This is a genomic window from Promicromonospora kroppenstedtii, from assembly GCF_044389675.1.
GTDB classification, from domain to species: domain Bacteria; phylum Actinomycetota; class Actinomycetes; order Actinomycetales; family Cellulomonadaceae; genus Promicromonospora; species Promicromonospora kroppenstedtii.
In genome coordinates, this window is record NZ_JBIRYI010000001.1 from 99,920 (window position 1) to 120,009 (window position 20,090).

Sequence of the window (20,090 nt, forward strand, 5' to 3'; positions counted from 1 at the left end):
CGGTCAGAGCTCGTAGATCTCGCCCGGGACCGCTACGTCCACCGGGCCCGCGTAGGTCGCGCGCGCCTCGGCCAGCGAGTCCGCCGGGTCGTTCCACACCGGCAGGTGCGTGAGCAGCAGGCGGCGGGCGCCGGCGTCGGTCGCCACCTGCCCGGCGCGGTGGCCGGTGAGGTGGATGCCGCGCTCGACGACGTCGTCGCGCCCCTCCAGGAACGCCGCCTCGCTGAGCAGCAGGTCGGCGTCGCGCGCGAGGTCCACCACGGAGGTGCACGCGTCGGTGTCGCCCGTGTAGGCCAGGGTCACTGTCCCGCCCGCCGCCGACGGACCGGTCACCCGCACGCCGTACGTCTCCACCGGGTGGAACACGCGGTGCGGCTCGATCGTCAGCGGCCCGACCTCGATCTGCTCGTGGTCGGCCCACGAGCGGAAGTCGAAGTCGTTCTCCATGGACTCGCCGTCGCTCAGCCCGTAGGACAGAGCGACGTGCCGCTCGGTGGTGGACGGCCCGTAGACCGGCAGGGGACCGTTCCGGCGGCCGGCGCGCAGCGACCCGTGCTCAGGGTGGTAGCGCAGATATACGTACAGACCCGCGAGGTCCGCGCAGTGGTCGGGGTGCAGGTGCGAGATCGAGACGGCGTCGAGCATCCGGGGCTCGACGTGCCGCTGGAGGGCGCCGAACGCGCCGTTGCCGAGGTCGAGCAGCACGTTCCAGTCGCGCGCCTCGTGGCCGGCGGCCGCCGCCTCGGCGGCGGTGACCTGCACCAGGTATGACGACGCGGGGGTGGCGGGACCGGGGAACGAGCCGGAGACGCCCAGGGGGACGAGGCGCATCAGACGGCCTCCACGAGCGAGACCTCGGGGCCGAGGAACCGGCCGGCCAGCTGACCGAACGGGGCGGGGTCGCCGGTCGTGAGGAAGCGGTGCACCGGGGCGCCCGAGTCGGGCGAGCGCTCCAGGTCGTGCGCGACGAGGGTGCGGTACACGTCCTTGGCGGTCTCGTCGGCGCTGGAGACCAGCGTGACGTCCTCGCCCATGACGTAGGAGATGGCGCCCGCGAGCAGCGGGTAGTGCGTGCAGCCCAGCACGAGCGTGTCGACGCCGGCTTCCTTGACCGGGTCGAGGTACTCGTGGGCGAACTTCTGCACCTCCGGGCCGGACGTGCGGCCCTCCTCGACGAAGCGCACGAACTCCGGGCAGGCCTGGCTGGTGATCGTCAGGCCGGGGGTGACGTGGAAGGCGTCGTCGTACGCACGCGACCGGATCGTGGTGCGCGTGCCGATCACGCCGATGCGGCCGGTCCGGGTGGCGGTCACGGCGGCTCGCGCGGCGGGCAGGATCACCTCGACCACGGGGATGCCGTGGCGCTGCTCGTACCGCTCGCGCGCGTCGCGCATCATGGCCGACGACGCGGTGTTGCACGCGATGACCAGCATCTTCACGCCGTCGGCCATGAGGCGGTCCATGGCGTCGAGCGCCATGGCACGCACCGCCGCGATCGGTTTGGGCCCGTACGGGCTGTTCGCGGTGTCGCCGAGGTACCGGACCTGCTCGTTGGGCAGCTGGTCCAGGATGGCGCGCGCGACCGTGAGGCCGCCGAGGCCGGAGTCGAAGATCCCGATGGGCGCGTCGTTCACGGGGTGAAGCCTAGCGACGTGATCGTGTCGGAACCGTTACCGGCGCCACGCGCTGTGCGTGACGCGCGCCACGTTCCGGCAGGTCAGCGACTTGCTTTCCGGAGCGCGAAATCATCAGCCCTGGCACCACCTAGGCTGGGCGCATGACCTCCAGCACCGACGAGATCGTGCGCGCCGACGGGCGCGCCACCGACCAGCTCCGCCCCGTGAAGATCACCCGGGGATGGCTCGACGAGGCCGAGGGATCCGTGCTCGTGGAGTTCGGGCGCACGCGTGTGCTGTGCGTCGCCTCGTTCACCGAGGGTGTGCCGCGCTGGCGCAAGGGCTCCGGCGAGGGCTGGGTCACGGCCGAGTACGCGATGCTGCCGCGCGCCACCAACGAGCGCAGCCAGCGCGAGTCCGTCAAGGGCAAGATCGGTGGCCGCACGCACGAGATCTCGCGGCTGATCGGCCGCTCGCTGCGCGCCGTCGTGGACATGAGCGCGCTGGGCGAGAACTCCATCGTGCTGGACTGCGACGTTCTGCAGGCCGACGGTGGCACCCGCACCGCCGCGATCACCGGCGCCTACGTGGCCCTCGCCGACGCCATCGCGTGGGGCCGCCGCCACGGGCACGTCAAGGGCGGCAAGCAGGTGCTGTCCGACTCCGTCGCCGCCGTCTCCGTCGGCATCATCGACGGTACCCCGATGCTCGACCTGCCCTACGTCGAGGACGTGCGCGCCGAGACCGACATGAACGTGGTGGTCACGGGCGGCGGCAAGTTCATCGAGGTGCAGGGCACCGCGGAGCACGCGCCGTTCGACCGCGCGGAGCTCGACTCGCTGCTCGACCTCGCCGTGGCCGGCACCGCCGAGCTCACCAAGATCCAGCAGGCGGCGCTCGCGCAGGAGCTCTGAGCGCTCGCGCGGGCCCGGAGCCCGGGCTGGCATGATCGGGGCATGACCTCCCTGATCGTGCCGCCCGCCGCCCGGATCGTCCTCGCCACGCACAACGCCAAGAAGGTCGTGGAGCTCCGGGCGATCCTCGCCGAGTCGGGTCTGGACCTGCCCGACGGCGAGCTGGTGACCTCCGGCGAGGTCGGCGCCCCGGAGCCCGTGGAGGACGGCGTGACGTTCGCCGAGAACGCGCTCATCAAGGCGCGCGCGGTGTGCGCCGCGACGGGGCTGCCCGCCGTCGCCGACGACTCCGGCCTCGCCGTGGACGTGCTCGGCGGAGCGCCCGGCATCTTCTCGGCGCGCTGGGCCGGCAAGCACGGCGACGACCTCGCGAACCTGGAGCTGCTGCTCGGCCAGCTCGGCGACGTGCGCGCCGAGCACCGCCAGGGCGGCTTCGTGTGCGCGGCCGCGCTGGTCACGCCGGACGGCCGCGAGGAGGTGCGGCTCGGCGAGATGCGGGGCGTGCTCGCGACGGCGCCGCGGGGCGCCAACGGGTTCGGCTACGACCCGATCCTGGTCCCGGAGGAGGACCCGCTGTTCGCGGGGCCGTCCGCCGAGTCCCTGGTCGACGGTCCTGGCCGCCGGACCGCCGGGGAGCTGTCCCCGGACGAGAAGAACGCGATCTCCCACCGCGGCAAGGCGTTCCGCGCGCTGGCGCCGGCGGTCGTCGAGGTGCTCGGCGCCTAGCTCGCCGCCGCGCGGGCCTGGCCGCGGCGGATGCCCGTCACCAGGCCGCGCCAGCCGAGCATCGTGATCGCCAGGAAGATGGCGGTGACCAGTGCGAACGACCACGCCAGCCCGCCGCCCGAGAGGCCACGCAGGGCGAGGCCCCCGAGCACGGTGACAGCCCAGATGATCACGCCGGTGGGCCAGACGCGCGCCGGGTCGCGCCATGCGCGGGCCACGACCCAGCCGATCGCGGCGGCCAGTGCGAACGGCCACACCACGCGGCCGAAGGCGCTCGTCAGCGAACCGTCGTGCGACGAGATGCCGACGACCGTGAAGACGAGGACGGCGACGGCGTCGGCCACGAGGGCGGGCCAGAACGGCGAGGTGCGGGAGGCGGGGGCAGTGGAGCTCACGCGTCGAGGGTAGTCCGCGGGCCGGGCTTCCGGTGTCCGCGAACCCGGGGGCGCGCTGCCCGGGAGAAAATTTACATCTTGGACATACGCGCCTCTTGCGGAGGAATCACCCAGGCCGCAGGATCACACGGCCGCCACTTCGGCGGCGAGTGTGATCAAGGAGGCAGCATGCGTAGCAACCTCTCCCGCACCCTGCTCGGCGGACTGGCCGCCCTGGCGCTCGGCGGCAGCGTGGCCGTCGCGTTCGGTGCGCCGTCACAGGCCAGCGAGGGCACCGGCGACATCGCGGTGCACAGCGCGGCGACCACCCGGGCGGCCCAGGACCGGGTGACCGACTACTGGACCCCCCAGCGGATGCGCGAAGCTGTGCCCGCCGACGTGCTGGTGGCCGGCAAGGACAAGTCCTCGGCCGGCGGCACCGTGGCGGCGGGCAGACCGACCGTCGTACCGCAGGCCGCCGCCAAGCCCGCCCCCACCGCGGCCTTCGTGGGTGGGTACTACTCGGGCGGCGGTGAGGTCGTCGACACCACGGGCAAGGTGTTCTTCACGCTCGCGGGCGTGAACTACGTCTGCTCGGGCAGCGCCGTGAGCTCGGGGAACAAGGACGTCGTGCTCACCGCCGGCCACTGCGTCAACGAAGGACCCGGGGAGTTCGCCACGAACTGGGCGTTCGTCCCCGCCTACGACGACGGCGCCCGGCCCTACGGCACGTTCACCGCACGTCAGCTCACCACCACCACGCAGTGGCAGAACAGCGGCGACTTCGACTACGACGTGGCGTTCGCGGTGCTGAACACACTGAACGGTGCCCACCTGACGGACGTCGTGGGCGGGCAGGCCATCGGCTTCAACCAGGCGCGCGGCCAGTACATGTACTCGTTCGGCTACCCGGCCGCCAACCCGTACGACGGCTCGGACATCGCGTGGTGCCACGGGACGGTCGTGCAGGACACGTTCGGAGGCAGCTCCGACCAGGGCCTGGACTGCAACCTCACCGGTGGGTCGTCCGGCGGTCCCTGGTTCGTCAACTACTCCGAGTCCACCGGCGTGGGCGTGCTCAACTCCGTGAACTCCTTCAAGTACCGCGGTGGCAGCATGCGCAACTACATGTTCGGCCCGTACCTGGGTGACGTCGCACAGACGCTGTACACCTCGGCGTCGTCGCTCTGACGCGCTGAACCCGGGCCGCCGGGGCGTCGGTCGGGCTCGTCGGGATCGTGTGTCCCGACAAGCCCGGCCGGCGTGGCGCGCCCGGGCGCGGCCCTACCGTGGCAGCGTCGACAGAAGTTCCCGGTAGCCGGCGAACGCCACGTCGACCTCGGCCTGGTCGAGGCCGAACCGCTCCAGGCTGTACCGGTGCGGCGACCGCTTCCCCGGCGCCGCCCGCGCGGCCGTCAGGTTCGCGTCGTCGGCCTCGCCCCACCGCGCGCCGAGCTCCTCGAACAGCGCGGGCAGCACCGCCCCCGGATCGCCGGTGAGCCGGTCGTACGGCAGGTCGAGCACGGTCCCGGGCCCGAGGTCGGCGCGCTGCGCGAGGGCGCGGGAGACGCCGTCCGACATGATCGGGAGCCACTCGCGGCCGATCCGCACGGGGTCCACGGCATCCGCGTGCCGGTGGATGCGCTGGGCGGACTCGGCGAGGGAGCACAACGACGCCAGCGCGACCTCGGGCGCCCGGTGGGTCCACACGAACCTCGCGTCGGGGAAGACGTCGCGGATCGCCGACAGGTGAAAGAGGTTCGCCGGGTGTTTGAGCACCCACCGTCGCGCGGGGCGACCGTACGACAGCAGCTGGAGCGTGTCCCGGAGGAACCGGTAGTCCGGCCGGTGGTCGAAGCGCGCGAGCAGGTCGAGGTAGTCCGGCATGGGCACGGCCGAGGAGTGGAGCTCCGAGTGCGCGCGGATGAAGGTGTCCTCCTCCTCGGAGGCCGCGTACATCGGATGGATGGTGTCCCACGTGGTGCTCAGCACCGACGTCATCGCGAACTTCCGCCCCGTGCGCCGGATCAGCGCGGCCTCGGCCCGCGGGCCGACGGCAAGGCCGGGGTGGGTCATCTCCCAGAGCTTCGGCCCTCGGTGCGCGGGTGACCTGGAGAGGATGTTGTAGGTCAGCGTGGTGCCTGTCCGGGGCATGCCGACCACGAACACCGGAGCCTCTACCGGCTCGTCGGCGATCCGGGGGTGCCGGGCCAGCAGGTCGCCCACCACGAGCCGGTTCCGGATCCGGCCGGACACCATGGCCTGGCCCGCCGCCCAGCCGAGCGGGCTCAGGCCGGGGAAGTCCGCGAACGCACGCAGCACGAGCCGCAGGTGCTCCAGGTCGGCGGCGTTCTCCGCGCTCAGCGGGGCGCGGCCGCGGGAGGCACGCGCGATCATCCGGTCGAACACGACGTCCGGGTCCCGGCGCGTGCGGGCGGCGGGAGCCAGGAGCAGGTTGGTCAGGCGCAGCGCCGGCGGGTCGGCGGGCGTGGTGAGGGACACGGCACTCCTGGGGTCGCGGTTCGGGCCGGGGTCTGGCACATCCTCGCGTGGGCCGACCTGGCGCGTAAACGAAAACGGGACCGGGAGCGCAGGCCGGTGCGCGGCCCCGACTTCGGCCCGACGACGGGTCCCCGTAGGCTGGGCGGATGCACCTCGTCGCCCAGGACCTCGGTTTCGCCTATCCCGGGCGGCCCGTCATGGACGGGGTCAGCTTCTCGGTGTCGCAGGGTGGGCGGCTCGGCGTGGTCGGCGAGAACGGGTCGGGCAAGTCCACGCTGCTGCACCTGCTGGCCGGTGACCTGCTGCCGAAGTCGGGCGAGGTGCGCCGGCAGGGCAGCGTCGCGCTGGTCGAGCAGGAGCTGCACCCCGAGCCGGGCCAGACCATCGGCGACCTGGTCGCCGGGACGCTGGAGGGGCTGCGCACCGCCGCCGCGGAGCTGGACGCCGCGGCCGCCGCGTTCGACCACGCCTCGGGTGACCTCGCGGTGCTGGAGCGCACCCTCTCGCTCGCGGAGCACCTCGCGGTGTGGGACGCCGACCGCCGCGTCGAGGTGGCCCTGACGCGTCTGGGCGCCCCGCGCGACCCCGCGCGCCGGCTCGACCAGCTCAGCGTGGGGGAGCGGTTCCGGGTGCGGCTGGCCTGCCGCCTCGCGGAGCGCGCCGACCTGCTGCTGCTCGACGAGCCCACGAACCACCTGGACGACTCCGCCATCGAGTTCCTCACCGGCGAGCTCGTCGCCTGGCGCGGCGCCGTCGTGCTGGTCACCCACGACCGCGAGCTGCTCGACGACGTCGCCACCGCGATCCTGGACCTCGACCCGTCGTGGGACGGCAAGCCCGTGCTCTACGGACAGCCGGGGTACCTGGCCTACCGGTTCGCCAAGACCCAGGCGCTGCACCGGTGGCGGCAGCGCTACCGTGCGGAGCGCAAGCGGGCCGCTGCCCTGGCCGAGCGGCTCGACGAGTCCTACGAGGGGCTGTCCGACGAGTGGCGCCCGGGCAAGGGCTCGCAGAAGCACCGGCGCGCCACGCGCGCCCGCATCCACGTCAAGGCCGCCGACCGGCTGGTCCAGAAGCTCGAGGCGGAGGCCATCGAGGTGCCCGCCCCGCCGGTCGAGCTGGGCTTTCCCGACCTGCCGGCGATGTCGCCGGGCTGGGACCCGAGCAACCCGGTCGTGGAGGTCCGTTCGCCGCGCGTCGACTTCCCCGCGGGATCCGCGCCGGCCACCGCGGGCGAGGACGGCGCCCGCCTGGACCTGCCGGGCACCCGGGTGGCGATCCCGCCGTCGGGCCGCCTGCTCGTGGTGGGGCCGAACGGGACCGGCAAGTCGACGCTGCTCGCGGCGCTCGCCGGCACGCTGGAGCTGCACCGGGGGAGCCGCACGGTCGCGCCCGGCGCGCGCATCGGCGTCGTCGGCCAGGAGAGCGAGCCGATCACCGGCAAGGCCCGGCGGCGGACCGGGTTCGAGACCTACGCCGACGAGGCGCTGCGGCTGCTCGCGTCGGGCGAGCTGGACCCCGACCACGTGGTGCCGGTCGCGGGCCTCGGCCTGCTCAGCGAGGAGGACCTGGACCGCCCGCTCGCCGAGCTGTCCGCGGGACAGCGGCGCCGGTTCGAGCTGGCGCGCGCCCTGCTGCACGCCCCGCACCTGCTGCTGCTCGACGAGCCGACGAACCACCTGTCGATCGACCTGGTGGACGAGCTCACGCGCGCCCTCCAGGTGACGCCGTGCGCCGTCGTCGTCGCGACGCACGACCGCCGCATGCGCTCGGACCTGGAGGACTGGCCGGTCCTGGACCTCACGCAGGCGGGCTGAGTCCGCTAGGGCAGCCGGCCCACGTGGGCCATCGCCTGCTTGATCAGCATGCCCTGCCCGTTCATCATCTCGGCCTGGACGTCGTCCGCGCAGGCCTCCTCCGGCGTGAGCCACGCGAGGTCGAGCGCGTTCTGCTGCGGGCGGCAGTCGCCCGTCACGGGCACGACGTACGCGAGCGAGACCGCGTGCTGGCGCGGGTCGTGGAACGCGGTGATCCCCGGCGTGGGGAAGTACTCGGCGACGGTGAACGGCTGCGGCGACGGCGGCACCTGCGGCAGCGCGACCGGACCGAGGTCCTTCTCGATGTGTCGCAGCAGCGCGTCCCGGAGGCGCTCGTGGTACATCACGCGGCCCGAGACCAGGGCCCGGGTCATCACGCCCTGCGGGTTCACGCGCAGCAGCAGCCCGACGGCGACCACGTCGCCCGAGTCGTCGACGCGCACCGGAACGGCGTCGACGTACACGAGCGGGAGCTGCGCGCGTACCACGGCGAGGTCCTCGTCGGTCATCCAGCCCGAGACCGGGGCAGGCTCGCGGTAGAAATCGTCGGCAGGGTAGTCGGCAGTGTCCGTCACGGGTCCGTTCTACCAGTTCGGGCCAAGCGGTGCCTGACCCGCGCCGTCCGATCGGTACCCGAATGTGACACGGACCTCCGAACGGGCCCTCCTGGAATAGCAGAGGGTGGGGCTGTGCTCTACCTGGTAGACGCCCAACGAAAGGAAGCGTGACATGGCAACTGTCGACATCACCGACGCCACGTTCGAGAAGACCGTCAGCGACAACGGGATCGTCCTCGTGGACTTCTGGGCCACCTGGTGCCCGCCGTGCAAGATGTTCGGCCCCGTCTTCGAGGCCTCCTCGGAGAAGAACGAGGACATCGTGCACGCGAAGATCGACACCGACGCGAACCCCGGCATCTCGGCCGCCGCGCAGGTGACGTCCATCCCGACGCTCATGGCGTTCCGGGACGGCGTGCTCGTCTTCCGCCAGGCCGGCGCGCTGCCCGCCAAGGGTCTCGCCGAGGTCGTGGAGGCCGTCCGCGGTCTCGACATGGACGTCGTCCGCAAGGACATCGCCGCGCAGCAGAGCTGACGCGGCAGGGCCGGCACCAGGGGGCGCCGGGAACACGGGGTGCGCGAGGCGGGACTCGAACCCGCACGTCCGAGGACACCAGGACCTAAACCTGGCGCGGCTGCCAATTACGCCACTCGCGCGCGGCGCTCAGTCTACGTGCAGGTGAGCGGCAGGTCAGCGGAACGCGGCGATCCCCGTGAGGTGCCGGCCCAGCACGAGCGTGTGCACCTCGTCGGTGCCCTCGTAGGTGCGCACCGACTCCAGGTTGCTGGCGTGCCGCATCGGCGAGTGGTCGAGAGTCACGCCGTTACCGCCCAGCACCGTTCGGGCGGCGCGGCAGACCTCGATCGCGATGCGGGCGTTGTTGAGCTTGCCCGCAGAGATCATGTGCCCCTCCAGCCGCCCGGCGTCCTTGAGCCGGCCCAGGCGCAGCGCCATGAGCTGCGCCTTGGTGATCTCCAGCGCCATGTCGACGAGCTTGGCCTGCGTGAGCTGGAACCCTGCGATCGGCGTGCCGAACTGCTCGCGCCCCTGTGCGTAGGCCAGGGCGGCCTCGAAAGCGTCCCGGGCCGCGCCGACCGCGCCCCACACGATGCCGTACCGCGCCTCGTCGAGGCAGGCGAACGGTCCGGCCAGGCCCGGGTGCTCCGGCAGGATCGCGTCCGCCGGCAGCCGCACGCCCTCCAGCGTGACGTCGCACTGCACGGACGCGCGCATCGACAGCTTGGGTTCGATCGGCACCGCCGAGAACCCGGGGGTCGACGTCGGCACGACGAACCCGCGCACGCGGTCCCGCTCGCCGCCGTCGGCCTGGGGCTCGCGCACCTTGGCCCAGATGACGGCGACGTCGGCGAACGAGGCCATGCCGATCCACCGCTTGGCGCCGTCCAGGACCCACTCGCCGCCGGCGTCGCCGCCCTCCGAGCCGGGCTCGAAGCGGGCGCGCGTGGTCATGCTCGCCGGGTCGGACCCGGCGCCCGGCTCGGTCAGCCCGAAGCAGCCCACGACCTCGCCCGTCGCCATGCGCGGCAGCCACTGCTGCTTCTGGGCCTCGGAGCCGTGCTTGTGGATCGCGGACATCGCCAGCGAACCCTGCACCGAGACGAACGTGCGGATGCCGGAGTCGCCGGCCTCCAGCTCCTGCGCCGCCAGCCCGTACTCGACGGCGGACCGCCCCGCGCAGCCGTAGCCGTCCAGGTGCATGCCGAGCACCCCGAGCGCGCCCAGCTCCGGGACGAGCTCGCGCGGGAAGTGCGCGTCGGCGAACCACCGCGCGATGTCCGGGCGCACGCGGCGGTCCACGAACTCCCGCACGCGGTCGCGCGTGGCGAGCTCGGTGTCGCTGAGCTCGGCGTCGAGGTCGAGCAGGTCGGCCGGCGATCCCACTAGGAGTCGAGCCCCAGCACCTTGCGGATCCGCGCCACGTGGCCCGTCGCCTTGACGTTGTAGAACGACTCGGCGACCGTCAGGTCCGGGTTCACCACGACCGTGGAGCGGATCACGCCCACGTACGTCTTGCCGTAGTTCTGCTTCTCGCCCCAGGCGCCGTACGCCTCCAGCGTCGCGTGGTCCTCGTCGGACGCGAGCGGGAACGTCAGCGCCTCGGACTCCGCGAACTTGGCCAGCTTGGCCACCTTGTCGGGGGAGATGCCGACGACGGCGTAGCCGGCGCCCAGCAGCGATGCCTCCGAGTCGCGGAAGTCGCACGCCTCCTTGGTGCACCCCGGCGTCGCGGCGGCCGGGTAGAAGTACACGATGACGCCCTTGTCGGTGCTCTTCGCCAGGTCGGCGAGGCTGACGGAGGCGCCGTCGGCGGTCGGGAGGGTGAAGTCGGGAGCCTTGTCCCCGGGCTCGAGGCGAGTCGTCATGCCCGTAACGTTAGCCGCCCCGGGGCCGCTCCGTGGCACGGGTGCCACACCCCTGTGGACAACCTCGCGCGGCAGTCGCGTAGCGTTGATCCCGTGAGCACCCCCGCTACTGCCGACTCCGTGACGAAGCCCCGAAACCTCCCGATCCGCATGCTGCACGACCGGCTCCTGGTCGAGCCCGAGACGGACTCCGCGGAACGGCAGTCCACGGCCGGCCTCGTGATCCCGGCGACCGCCGTCGGCCCCAAGCGGCTCGCCTGGGCGACCGTCGTGGCGAAGGGTGAGCACGTGCGTCAGGTCGACGTCGGCGACCGCGTGCTCTTCGACCCGGAGGACCGCGCCGAGGTGGACCTGGCCGGCACGGACTACGTGCTGCTGCGCGAGCGCGACGTGCACGGCGTCGCCGAGAGCGACGAGGCGGACGGCTCTACCGGGCTCTACCTGTAGGCGGGGACTGCAAGGTCAGGCTGCCCCTGCCCCGGCCTGCAGGACCTCCAGGCGCTTGATCATGCGGCGCACGAGCAGCAGCGGGATCGCACCGAAGACGCCGAACGACATGTCGATGAGGCTCCATCCCCACGGGATGTCCCGGACCGGTCCGGCGATCAGAGCGAGCGGGATGATTGCTGCGCACGCGATCAACCCGAAGTCGATGACCCACACGTTGCGGACCGGGTCACGGAACGGGCCCCAGAAGGCGACGGCGATGACGAGGTGCGCGAACGCGAGCCAGTCCGTGCCGTACGCGATGAACGGGTAGTTCCGGGACGTGACGTCCAGCCCTTCGCGGACACGGGCGAACCAGTCGACGAGGCCCGGCAGCCAGGCATCCACGCCCCACGCGAGGAGGAGCTCGTGGCCCCACCTGACCTCCGTCGTCAACGGGAACGCCGTGACGCCGCTCAGCACCAGGCCGATGATGAAGACGATCAGCCAGGCTCGCACTCGTCGCAGGAGTACTGCCTGTTCGGGCCGCGCCGCGGCATCTGCCACGGGACTCGTGCCGGTACCGGTGACGGTCATGGTGCCGGAGCGTAGCGGCGGCCGGCCCTGTCCGGCTGTCGTGCAGTTCACAGGGCGGGCCCGCTCGTTCGGTTACCGGTGACGCCCCTGGTCCTGGTAGTGTTTCTCTCCGTTGCGCGCCATTAGCTCAATAGGCAGAGCAGCTGACTCTTAATCAGCGGGTTCGGGGTTCGAGTCCCTGATGGCGCACCAGCACGACGGCTTCGCGGCCCCCTTCTCGTCCTCTGGCGGCAGGGTGGATCACGTCCGTTCGTGAGGCGCAGAAATCGGTGCGCCGAGGGTCCCAGACCCTGGTAATCTTCCCGTCGCAGGCGCCATTAGCTCAATTGGCAGAGCAGCTGACTCTTAATCAGCGGGTTCTAGGTTCAAGTCCTAGATGGCGCACAACCTGACGAAGGCCCCCACCACGGTGGGGGCCTTCGTCGTTCCCGCGACCGGGCCGAGCCTGCCCGATCAGAGCAGCTCGACCGGGAACAGCTCGGTCCGTGCCACGACCCGGTCCCGCTCCGCGGTCAGCTCCGTGCGGCGCGGGTCGGCGAGGTACCCGTCGAGCTCCGCCTGGCCGGCGAACCGGTAGATCTGCACCTCGTGCGGCCGGCCGGCCGCGCCGTCGGACGCCGCACGCTGGAGTACCGCCCCGCCGTGCTCCGGGACCAGGGCCAGCACCTTGTCCTCGTAGGCCGTCAGGGCCGCCTCCTGGCCCGGCCGTGCCCACAGCAGGCAGCACAGCCGGATCTCCTCGTCGTGGTTCGTCATGGTCCGAGCGTAGGACTCTCAGGCGCCCACAATTTGTCCGGTTGTTGCCTTCTGCACCCGTGGAGTTCACCCGACCCGGCCAGGTTTGTCCTCCGGGCGTGCTCGGAGCCGTCCACCTCACGAACCACAGGGAGGACGGCCATGCGGCCAGTCACCAGGAAACAGCGCGGCCGGCAGCAGGCCGGCCTCGTCGCGGCGGTCACGGCCGCGACGCTCGCCATGACGGGGTGGGTCGCGACGTCGTCGTCCGCCGCCCCCGCGGACACCGCCCCCGCCGCCGGCCCGGCGGCCACCGCCCCGCACGAGCCGGCGGCCCCGACGCCGGGCGCCCCGATCCTCACGCCCGACGACGGCGAGTTCCTCGAGGGCACCGTGCCCGTGGCGGCCGAGCCGGTCGCGCCCGGGGACGACGTCGCGCACCTGACCGTCGACGGCAAGGACGTCCCGGGCGCCACGGAGACCCTCGGCTCGTCCGTGCTCGGCTACACGGTCGGTACCAACTCGACCGAGGCACGCTACAAGAACTACGTGGTCGTCAACGGCTCGGCGCCCATCTACCTGCCCGACGCCGTGAGCCAGCGCGTCGAGCTGGAGGTGCCCGACGAGTACCTCGTGACCGGTGAGAACACGGTCGAGGTGGTCGCGGGCACCATCGAGACCAGCTGTGGCGTGAACCACGACGACTTCGTGCTCTCCGACTTCACGCTGGAGCCCCTCGGCGAGCTTGCCGACGGCGAGGAGAACGAGTACACCTACTCGTTCGGCGACGGCAGCTGCGGCAGCAACACGAGCCTGCTGCTGCGCGCCGAGCTGTCGTTCTTCGTCCAGGGCGACCCGCGGGGCACCACCGGCCTGAGCGCCGACCTCGACACCACCACGCTGACCAACGGCGCCCACACGATCGAGGCCACCACGGCGTCCGGCGACAAGACCGCGCACGAGGTCCGCGTGAACAACGCGCCCGCCGGCGCCCCGCGCCTGACCCCGGTCGACGGCACGCTGACCAACGGCACGGTCACCGTCACGGGCGCCCGCCCGGCCGACGGCGACGGAGCCACGGCCGGGCTCACGGTCGACGGCGACGCCGTCGAGACCACCGACACGCTCGGGGCCGGCGACGCGGCCTTCTCGTTCGACGTGGGCTCGAACGCCGTCGACGGCAAGGCCGCGAACCTGCTGGTCGTCAACGGTATCGAGATGCCGCTGGGCGGCTCGTACGCGAGCCGGCGCGCCGACGTCCCGGTCCCGAACGAGTGGCTGCGCCCCGGTGACAACACGGTCAAGGTCGTGACCGGCACGTTCGCGGGCGACTGCAACCGCGACGACTTCACCATCTCCAAACTCGCGCTGACGCCCGCCGCGGGCACCGCGACCGGCGTCGGGCTCAAGCCCTCCTACGCCATGGGCGACGGCACCTGCGGCTCCAGCGGCACCGCCCTGCGCGAGATCACCGTCACCTTCACGGTCGACGCCCCCGCGCGCGGCCTGCGCGCCGACGTCGACACCGCCACCCTGGCCGACGGCGAGCACGAGCTCGCGGCGACCTCGACCACGGGCGAGACCGCCACCCGCGCGCTGTTCACGGACAACTCCGGCCCCGCGCTGGTCTCCGCGACTCCCGCGGACGGCGACCGGCTCACCTCGGCCGTGGCGCTCGCGGTCGCGCTGGACGACGCCTCCGGCGTGGTCGAGGGCCCGGACGTCACGCTCGACGGCGACGAGATCGCCCTGGGCGGCCGGGTCGGCCCGGGCCTGTCCGCGGGCGAGCACACGCTCGAGGTGTCCGCCACGGACGGCCTCGGCAACGAGGTCACCCACGAGATCGCGTTCGTCAGCGCCGGCATCCCGGACGTCCCCGCCGACGTCGCCCCGGCGTCGGGCACGAAGGGTGTGGGCCGCACGGCCACGCTGGAGGCGAAGCTCGCCGAGCCCGACGGCGGGAAGGTCACCGCGCACTTCTCCGCGGCGGAGATCCTGACCCCGAACAAGGCCTGGCAGGGCCGGTCGGCGCAGGTGCCGACCACGCTGTCCACGCGCGGCGAGAAGAAGCTGGGTACCAGGGGGCTCGAGCCGGGCGACGGGAAGTCCGTGGACTCCCTGGCCTCGGGTGACGTGACCTACCAGCGGTTCGACGTGCCGGTCCGCGGCAAGGTCCAGGCGCCCGTGCTGCGCTGGGAGGGTACGGCCGACCCGGCGCGCCTGGTCAGCCTGCGGGCCTGGAACCCGGACACCGACACCTGGGACGTCGTCGCCTCCGGGCGTGGCGCGGTCGAGGGCGGCACCGTCCTGGAGGGCACGGTGTCCCGCGACTACGTGGACCGTGGCACGGTGCACGCCATGGTCACGGGCGAGGACCCCTTCGCCGACGACATCGACGCCGGCGACAAGGACCGGTTCGAGGACCCCGACGACTACGACTTCTCGATGGTGCACTACACGGACACCCAGTACCTCACCGAGGGCGCCGTGGAGCAGGAGACCCCCGAGGAGCGGGCCGTCTGGGCACAGGGCTACAACGGCGTCATGGACTGGATCGTCGACAACGCCGACGAGCGCAAGATCGCCTACGTGGCGCACACCGGCGACATCACCGAGACCAACATCCGCGCGTTCCCGGAGGAGCTCGAGGACCAGGTCGTCGGCGAGTTCGAGTTCGCGTCCCAGGCGCAGGCCCGGATCGACGCCGCAGGCATCCCGAACGGCGTCGTGGCCGGTAACCACGACAACCAGTCGGGTACCGACGCGACGCTCTACAACGAGTACTTCGGCCCGGACCGGTACGAGGCGCTGTCCGAGGACTGGGAGGACGCGTCCTACGGCGGCGTCATGGAGCCCGGCTCCAACGAGAACCACTACGACCTGTTCTCGGCCGGCGGCCTGGACTTCGTGGTGGTGGGCCTGTCCTACGGCGTGACGCGGGACGAGGCCGAGTGGGCGGCGTCGATCTTCGACCGGTACTCCGACCGCAACGGCATCCTGCTGACGCACGACTACCTGGAGCCGTCCGCGTCGCCCGACGGGCGCGGCGCCAACTTCGGTGGGCCCGACGGGCCGCTGCTGTACAACCTGCTCGTCAAGGACAACCCGAACGTGTTCATGGTGCTCGCCGGGCACCGGCACGGCGTGGGCACCAACGTGCGCCCGCCCGTGGTCGGCGACATCGGCGGCGGCGTGGTCGAGCTGCTCGCGGACTACCAGTTCTACACGGTGTCCGCCGGCCAGCTCGGGCTTACCGAGATCGGCGGGTACGACCCCGCCGACCAGCTCCAGTTCGGCGCCTCGTTCTTCCGCATGCTGCAGTTCGACGTCGACCGCGGCGAGGTCTCCATCGACACCTACTCGCCGCTGCTGGGCGAGTTCGGCGCCACGGAGTACGACACCGAGCACCGCTACAACGGGCTCGAGGACAACATGGTGCTGCCGGTCGACCTGACCTCCCGCACGACGTCGTTCAGCACCGACTCGGTGGTGCTGTACGACCCGGTGGACGAGATCGGCCGGGACACCGTGGCCTCCGGCGAGGTCGCCTCGGTCCGCTGGTCGGGCCTCAAGCCGGACCGCACCTACGCCTGGTTCGTCACGGCCCGCACACCGGGTGGCGGCACGGCGACGGCGTCGCCGGCGTACTTCACCACGGCGCGGCGTTGAGGCTCGGCCCTCTTCGCGGACGCACCGTGGCCCTGGCGGGGCTGCTCGCAGTGCTGAGCAGCCCCGCCGTCGGGCAGACCGCCTGGGCGCACGACGCGACCAGCGACGTGTACGCGGAGGTGACCACGGCGCCGTCGTCCTCCGGGCCGGAGGGCGCCGGGCCGGACGTCGCAGCCGTGCTCGATCTCGAGTACGACCTGCTGATGAAGTCCGCGTGGCTCCGGGCGGAGGCGTACGAGGCCACGGACCGCGCGGACCAGCTCGCCCAGCTCGGCGAGCACGAGGCCGAGGTGGACGGGTACGTCACCGACCGCTTCGTGGTCACGTACGACGGCGAGCCGTGCGCGCCGGCGCTCTCCGGCGTCGACCTCGTGGAGCGCGGCGAGCGGGCGTACGCGTCCCTGGCCTACACGTTCTCGTGCGACGGCGAGCCCGAGGGCGTGCACGAGGTCTCGAGCGCGCTCTTCCCGGACGCGGAGTCGTTCGTGCACTCGACCGAGACGATCATCCGGTACTCGCTCGACGACGAGGACGGCTCCGCGGTGCTCACCGCGGCGTCGCCCACCCTGACGACAGGGGAGAACCGGCTGCTCAGGCAGGTCGGCGAGTTCTTCGTACTGGGCGGCGAGCACCTGCTGTTCGGCATCGACCACGTGCTGTTCCTGCTGGCACTGCTGATCGGGTCGCGGCGGCTGCGCGACGTCGTCCTGACGGCCACAGCGTTCACCGTGGCGCACTCGGTGACGTTCCTGCTCGCGGCCCTCGGCGTGGTGTCCGTGCCGTCGATCGTGGTCGAGCCGGTGATCGCGGCGTCGATCGCCGTGGTGGCGGTGGTCGACCTGGTGCTGATCCGGCGGGGTGGGGCGGCGTCGGGCCCGGTGCGGGACGCCCTGCGCTGGAGCGGTCCGGCCGGGAGCCGCGACGAGCGTGGCGCCTGGGACCGGTGGCGACTGCCCGTGGTGTTCGTCTTCGGGCTGGTGCACGGCGTCGGGTTCGCGGGGGCGCTCGGCATCGACGCGGCCTGGTCGTGGACCCTGCTGTGGTCGCTGCTGTCGTTCAACGTGGGTATCGAGGCGGTGCAGCTCGGCATCATCGCGCTGGTGTTCCCGCTGCTGGTGCTGCTCCGGGTCAAGGCCCCGCGCACGGCCCGCTGGACGCTGGGCGCCGGCTGCGCGGTGATCGCGGCGGTGGCGCTGTGGTGGGTGGTGGAGCGGCTGGCGTTCTGAGTGCCCGACCGTAGGCCCGGTCGCGGGATCCGCCGAACGTAGGGTTAGTCGCCGCATGAGCGCTCATGCGGCGACCAACCCTACGTTCGACGGGTCTGAATCAAGGCGGCCTACTCGTGTGCGGACCAGAACGTCTCCAGTTCCGCGTCTAGGGCCGGGGCCACCTGCATGGGCAGCGAGTGCGTGGTGTCCGGCCAGATCTTGACCTGCGCGTCCGGGATGAGCCGGGCCTTCTCGGCCGCCGCCTCGCCGCCCGCCAGCGAGGAGTCGCTCGCGATCGCCACGTACACCGGCATCGGCAGCGCCTCCAGCTGCGCGTCGGTCAGCAGGCTGGGGTTGGGCAGGCCCGACGAGCTGTAGCTCTCGGAACCCACCGAGATCATCCGGGCCAGCGGGTCGTCGGGGTCCACCTCGTCGTCCGACACGCCCCCGATCCGGTTGAGCGCCGACTCCCGCCACGACTGCGGGAAGAACGGCAGCGAGACGGGGATGGTCGTGAGGACGACGGAGAGCGGCATCATGCCCAGCGTCATGACGGGCTCCAGCAGCGTGAGGCTCGCCAGCCGGTCCGGGTGCCGCACCGCCACGGCCGCCGCCAGCCCGCCGCCCTGCGAGTGCCCCACGAGGTGGACCCGGCCGAGGTCGAGGCCGGCCAGCGCCTCGTCCACCCAGCGCGCCGCGTCGGCGACGTCGCGCATCGCGACGGTCTGCTCCGACAGGCCGGTGTCGCCGAGCGTGTCGAACGCGTAGACCGTCCGGTGCTCGATGTAGTCGGGCAGGTTCTCGGCCCACATCGGGGTTGCGGCCGAGCGGCCCGGCAGCAGGACGACGGGCGTCGCGTCGGGGTTGTCCGCGTGCACCCAGGCGTAGGCACGGACCGTGCCGAAGCTGGTGGCGACGTCGTGCGTCGCGGTGGGCTCGGGCAGGCGGCCGAGCGCGTCGGCGTACGCGTCCGCGTAGGCCTGGCGAGCCTCGGGGGTGCGGAAGTGGCCGACGCCGGGGCCGCCCGCGGCGACGAGCAGCACGAGACCGCTCGTGGACACGGCCGCGACGACGGCCAGCAGGGCGGTCGGCCAGCGGCGGCGCTTGGGGCCGGTGGTGCGGTCGCGCATCGGTTCCTCCACGAGCGGGCGTTCAGCGACGGTCGGTTTTGCAATGCACTCGCATCGTAACAGGTAGCGATGCGACCGCATTGTTACCCTGGGTCCATGCCGAGAGTCGTGGACCACGAGGAACGCCGGTGGGAGATCGTCTTCGCCCTCTGGCTGGTCATCGCCGAGCAGGGGATCGAGGGCGTCAGCCTGCGGCACGTCGCCGCCGAGGCCGGCGTCTCGATGGGCCGCATCCAGCACTACTTCGGCACCAAGGACGCCCTCGTCCTGGCCGGCTGCACCGCCCTCGTCGACCGCGCCTACGGCGGCTACCAGGAGGCGGCCGACGCCGCCCCGCGCGAGCGCCTGCTGCACGTCATGACCCAGCAGATCCCGCGGGACGACGCCGGGCGCATCGGTGTCAGCGTCTGGTACGCCTACGTGGCGAAGTCGATCAACGACGCCGCCGTCCGCCAGGTGCTGGCCGAGGCGCGGCGCGGCGCGGAGGACGAGTGCGCACGGCTGATCACCGCCGACCGCGGCGTGGGTGCGGAGGTCGCGCTCACGCAGGCCCGGCGGCTGCTGGCGCTGGCGGACGGCCTGACCCTGCGGGTGCTGGTCCGGGACCTGGAGCCGGCCGAGGCCGTGGGGATGCTGGAGGCGGAGGTGGGCACGGGCTGACCGGACGCCGTGCGGCCCGGCCGATGCGCGGCTCTCAGTCCGGCCGGTCCGGGCTGCCGAACAGGTCCCGGAAGGCCTCTTCGGCGTGCCGGGCGACCTCGACGTCCCGTGCCTGCCGCGCGCCCCGGTCGACGGGTCCGTCCCAGGCGCGCGTGTCCCGGGCCGGGCCGTCGAGCAGCCCGCGCCGGATCCACCCGAGCACCAGCTCCGGCCCGCCGACTCCGCTGCGCGCCGCCATGGTGCCGAGCCGGTCGGCCTCCGTGGCGGAGAGGTCGACGACGACCCGCCGTCCGTCGAGCTCGACGCGCGAGCAGGGGGCGCGGTCGGTCATGGGCGCTTCCGATCAGAGGTCGTCGGGCAGGACACGGAATGCTTTGTCATCGGTGAGCGGACGAATGGCGCGGAAGTCCCGACGATCGAGCGTCAGGACCGCGTTCGTGTAGTTGTCCCGTGCGACGACGGCGATGACGGCATCAGTGAGGTCGAGGTCGAGGTCGTCATATCGAGCCTGCACGGCCCGCGCTGCACGTAGTGCGTCAACGGCCAGCGGGGTGACGATGAACCGCCCTGACTCGGCCTGGCGGATGATCTCGTCCATCAGGCTGGCGGCGACGCCACGGCCGAATCGCCGGGTGACAAGGTGGTCGAGCTCGGCGAGGACGACGGGTGGGACGAGGATGGTGCTCGCGTGGTCGACGACGCCACGAGCGCCTTCGTGCTCCGGGGAGTCCGTGTCGATCGCCGCGATGAGGCCTGACGTGTCGGCGACCACGA

General features: G+C 72.4%; 21 protein-coding genes and 3 tRNA genes. 11 read left to right on the top strand and 13 right to left on the bottom strand.

Features of this window, described 5'->3' with window-relative positions; translation table 11 throughout:
* Positions 1-3: 3 nt before the first annotated feature.
* Entirely contained in the window at positions 4-831 is an 828-nt protein-coding gene (locus tag ACH47X_RS00435; protein WP_397400363.1) for an MBL fold metallo-hydrolase, read from the bottom strand.
* Positions 831-1,634, bottom strand: coding sequence for a glutamate racemase (murI, locus tag ACH47X_RS00440; protein ID WP_397400365.1), 804 nt, complete (start codon positions 1,632-1,634; stop codon positions 831-833). The genes ACH47X_RS00435 and murI overlap by 1 nt, the downstream gene beginning before the upstream one ends.
* A gap of 143 nt (positions 1,635-1,777) precedes the next feature.
* Between murI and rph the strand changes: the two genes are divergently transcribed.
* Positions 1,778-2,530, top strand: coding sequence for a ribonuclease PH (rph, locus tag ACH47X_RS00445; protein WP_397400367.1), 753 nt, complete (start codon positions 1,778-1,780; stop codon positions 2,528-2,530).
* 42 nt (positions 2,531-2,572) lie between these two features.
* Positions 2,573-3,256 carry a non-canonical purine NTP pyrophosphatase gene (locus tag ACH47X_RS00450; RefSeq protein ID WP_397400369.1) on the top strand — a complete coding sequence of 228 codons (684 nt, stop codon included), beginning with the start codon at positions 2,573-2,575 and terminating at the stop codon, positions 3,254-3,256.
* On the opposite strand, the gene ACH47X_RS00455 is transcribed toward ACH47X_RS00450, so the two are convergent.
* Complete coding sequence (locus ACH47X_RS00455) at positions 3,253-3,651, bottom strand: DUF3054 domain-containing protein (protein WP_397400371.1); 399 nt, start codon at positions 3,649-3,651, stop codon at positions 3,253-3,255. The genes ACH47X_RS00450 and ACH47X_RS00455 overlap by 4 nt on opposite strands.
* A 168-nt stretch (positions 3,652-3,819) precedes the next feature.
* Here ACH47X_RS00455 and ACH47X_RS00460 point away from each other — a divergent pair, with 168 nt between their 5' ends.
* Positions 3,820-4,821 carry a trypsin-like serine peptidase gene (locus ACH47X_RS00460; RefSeq protein ID WP_397400373.1) on the top strand — a complete coding sequence of 334 codons (1,002 nt, stop codon included), beginning with the start codon at positions 3,820-3,822 and terminating at the stop codon, positions 4,819-4,821.
* Positions 4,822-4,914: 93 nt separating this feature from the next.
* On the opposite strand, the gene ACH47X_RS00465 is transcribed toward ACH47X_RS00460, so the two are convergent.
* Positions 4,915-6,132 (bottom strand): sulfotransferase family protein, encoded by a 1,218-nt coding sequence (locus tag ACH47X_RS00465; RefSeq protein WP_397400375.1) that lies wholly within the window; start codon positions 6,130-6,132, stop codon positions 4,915-4,917.
* 146 nt (positions 6,133-6,278) lie between these two features.
* Here ACH47X_RS00465 and ACH47X_RS00470 point away from each other — a divergent pair, with 146 nt between their 5' ends.
* A complete protein-coding gene (locus ACH47X_RS00470; RefSeq protein ID WP_397400377.1) occupies positions 6,279-7,949 on the top strand; it encodes an ATP-binding cassette domain-containing protein in 1,671 nt (556 codons plus the stop codon).
* A gap of 5 nt (positions 7,950-7,954) precedes the next feature.
* On the opposite strand, the gene ACH47X_RS00475 is transcribed toward ACH47X_RS00470, so the two are convergent.
* Positions 7,955-8,524 carry an NUDIX hydrolase family protein gene (locus ACH47X_RS00475; RefSeq protein ID WP_020013270.1) on the bottom strand — a complete coding sequence of 190 codons (570 nt, stop codon included), beginning with the start codon at positions 8,522-8,524 and terminating at the stop codon, positions 7,955-7,957.
* Positions 8,525-8,678: 154 nt separating this feature from the next.
* Between ACH47X_RS00475 and trxA the strand changes: the two genes are divergently transcribed.
* Positions 8,679-9,041 carry a thioredoxin gene (gene trxA / locus ACH47X_RS00480; protein ID WP_036962850.1) on the top strand — a complete coding sequence of 121 codons (363 nt, stop codon included), beginning with the start codon at positions 8,679-8,681 and terminating at the stop codon, positions 9,039-9,041.
* Positions 9,042-9,081: 40 nt separating this feature from the next.
* Here the strand turns inward: trxA and ACH47X_RS00485 are convergent.
* From ACH47X_RS00485 to bcp, 3 genes are all read right to left on the bottom strand, one after another.
* Positions 9,082-9,163, bottom strand: a tRNA-Leu gene (locus tag ACH47X_RS00485).
* Between the two features lie 34 nt (positions 9,164-9,197).
* Positions 9,198-10,409: an acyl-CoA dehydrogenase family protein gene (locus ACH47X_RS00490; RefSeq protein WP_397400380.1), complete on the bottom strand. Its 1,212-nt coding sequence runs from the start codon at positions 10,407-10,409 to the stop codon at positions 9,198-9,200.
* The gene (gene bcp, locus ACH47X_RS00495) at positions 10,409-10,891 is read right to left on the bottom strand and encodes a thioredoxin-dependent thiol peroxidase (protein ID WP_036962854.1); all 483 of its coding nucleotides are present in this window, start codon (positions 10,889-10,891) and stop codon (positions 10,409-10,411) included. Before bcp ends, ACH47X_RS00490 begins: the two co-directional genes overlap by 1 nt.
* A gap of 150 nt (positions 10,892-11,041) precedes the next feature.
* Between bcp and ACH47X_RS00500 the strand changes: the two genes are divergently transcribed.
* Positions 11,042-11,338: a GroES family chaperonin gene (locus tag ACH47X_RS00500; RefSeq protein WP_020013266.1), complete on the top strand. Its 297-nt coding sequence runs from the start codon at positions 11,042-11,044 to the stop codon at positions 11,336-11,338.
* Between the two features lie 15 nt (positions 11,339-11,353).
* Here ACH47X_RS00500 and ACH47X_RS00505 read toward each other — a convergent pair whose 3' ends face one another.
* A complete protein-coding gene (locus ACH47X_RS00505) occupies positions 11,354-11,914 on the bottom strand; it encodes a hypothetical protein (RefSeq protein ID WP_397400382.1) in 561 nt (186 codons plus the stop codon).
* Between the two features lie 116 nt (positions 11,915-12,030).
* On the opposite strand from ACH47X_RS00505, the gene ACH47X_RS00510 reads away from it, so the two are divergent.
* Together ACH47X_RS00510 and ACH47X_RS00515 are read left to right on the top strand one after the other, a co-directional pair.
* Positions 12,031-12,106: transfer RNA gene (locus ACH47X_RS00510), tRNA-Lys, on the top strand.
* A 119-nt stretch (positions 12,107-12,225) separates the two neighbouring features.
* A tRNA-Lys gene (locus ACH47X_RS00515) sits at positions 12,226-12,298 on the top strand.
* Positions 12,299-12,367: 69 nt separating this feature from the next.
* On the opposite strand, the gene ACH47X_RS00520 is transcribed toward ACH47X_RS00515, so the two are convergent.
* Complete coding sequence (locus tag ACH47X_RS00520) at positions 12,368-12,670, bottom strand: hypothetical protein (protein ID WP_397400384.1); 303 nt, start codon at positions 12,668-12,670, stop codon at positions 12,368-12,370.
* Positions 12,671-12,811: 141 nt separating this feature from the next.
* Between ACH47X_RS00520 and ACH47X_RS00525 the strand changes: the two genes are divergently transcribed.
* Positions 12,812-16,318, top strand: a complete 3,507-nt coding sequence (locus ACH47X_RS00525; RefSeq protein ID WP_397400386.1) for a metallophosphoesterase — start codon at positions 12,812-12,814, stop codon at positions 16,316-16,318.
* Between the two features lie 26 nt (positions 16,319-16,344).
* A complete protein-coding gene (locus ACH47X_RS00530) occupies positions 16,345-17,544 on the top strand; it encodes a HupE/UreJ family protein (protein ID WP_397400388.1) in 1,200 nt (399 codons plus the stop codon).
* Positions 17,545-17,654: 110 nt separating this feature from the next.
* On the opposite strand, the gene ACH47X_RS00535 is transcribed toward ACH47X_RS00530, so the two are convergent.
* Complete coding sequence (locus ACH47X_RS00535; protein WP_397400390.1) at positions 17,655-18,656, bottom strand: alpha/beta fold hydrolase; 1,002 nt, start codon at positions 18,654-18,656, stop codon at positions 17,655-17,657.
* A 96-nt stretch (positions 18,657-18,752) separates the two neighbouring features.
* Between ACH47X_RS00535 and ACH47X_RS00540 the strand changes: the two genes are divergently transcribed.
* On the top strand, positions 18,753-19,316 hold the full coding sequence (locus ACH47X_RS00540) for a TetR/AcrR family transcriptional regulator (RefSeq protein WP_397400392.1): 564 nt from the start codon (positions 18,753-18,755) through the stop codon (positions 19,314-19,316).
* 34 nt (positions 19,317-19,350) lie between these two features.
* Here the strand turns inward: ACH47X_RS00540 and ACH47X_RS00545 are convergent, their stop codons facing one another.
* Complete coding sequence (locus tag ACH47X_RS00545) at positions 19,351-19,647, bottom strand: hypothetical protein (protein ID WP_397400394.1); 297 nt, start codon at positions 19,645-19,647, stop codon at positions 19,351-19,353.
* A 12-nt stretch (positions 19,648-19,659) separates the two neighbouring features.
* A complete protein-coding gene (locus ACH47X_RS00550; RefSeq protein ID WP_397400396.1) occupies positions 19,660-20,088 on the bottom strand; it encodes a PIN domain-containing protein in 429 nt (142 codons plus the stop codon).
* Positions 20,089-20,090: the final 2 nt, after the last annotated feature.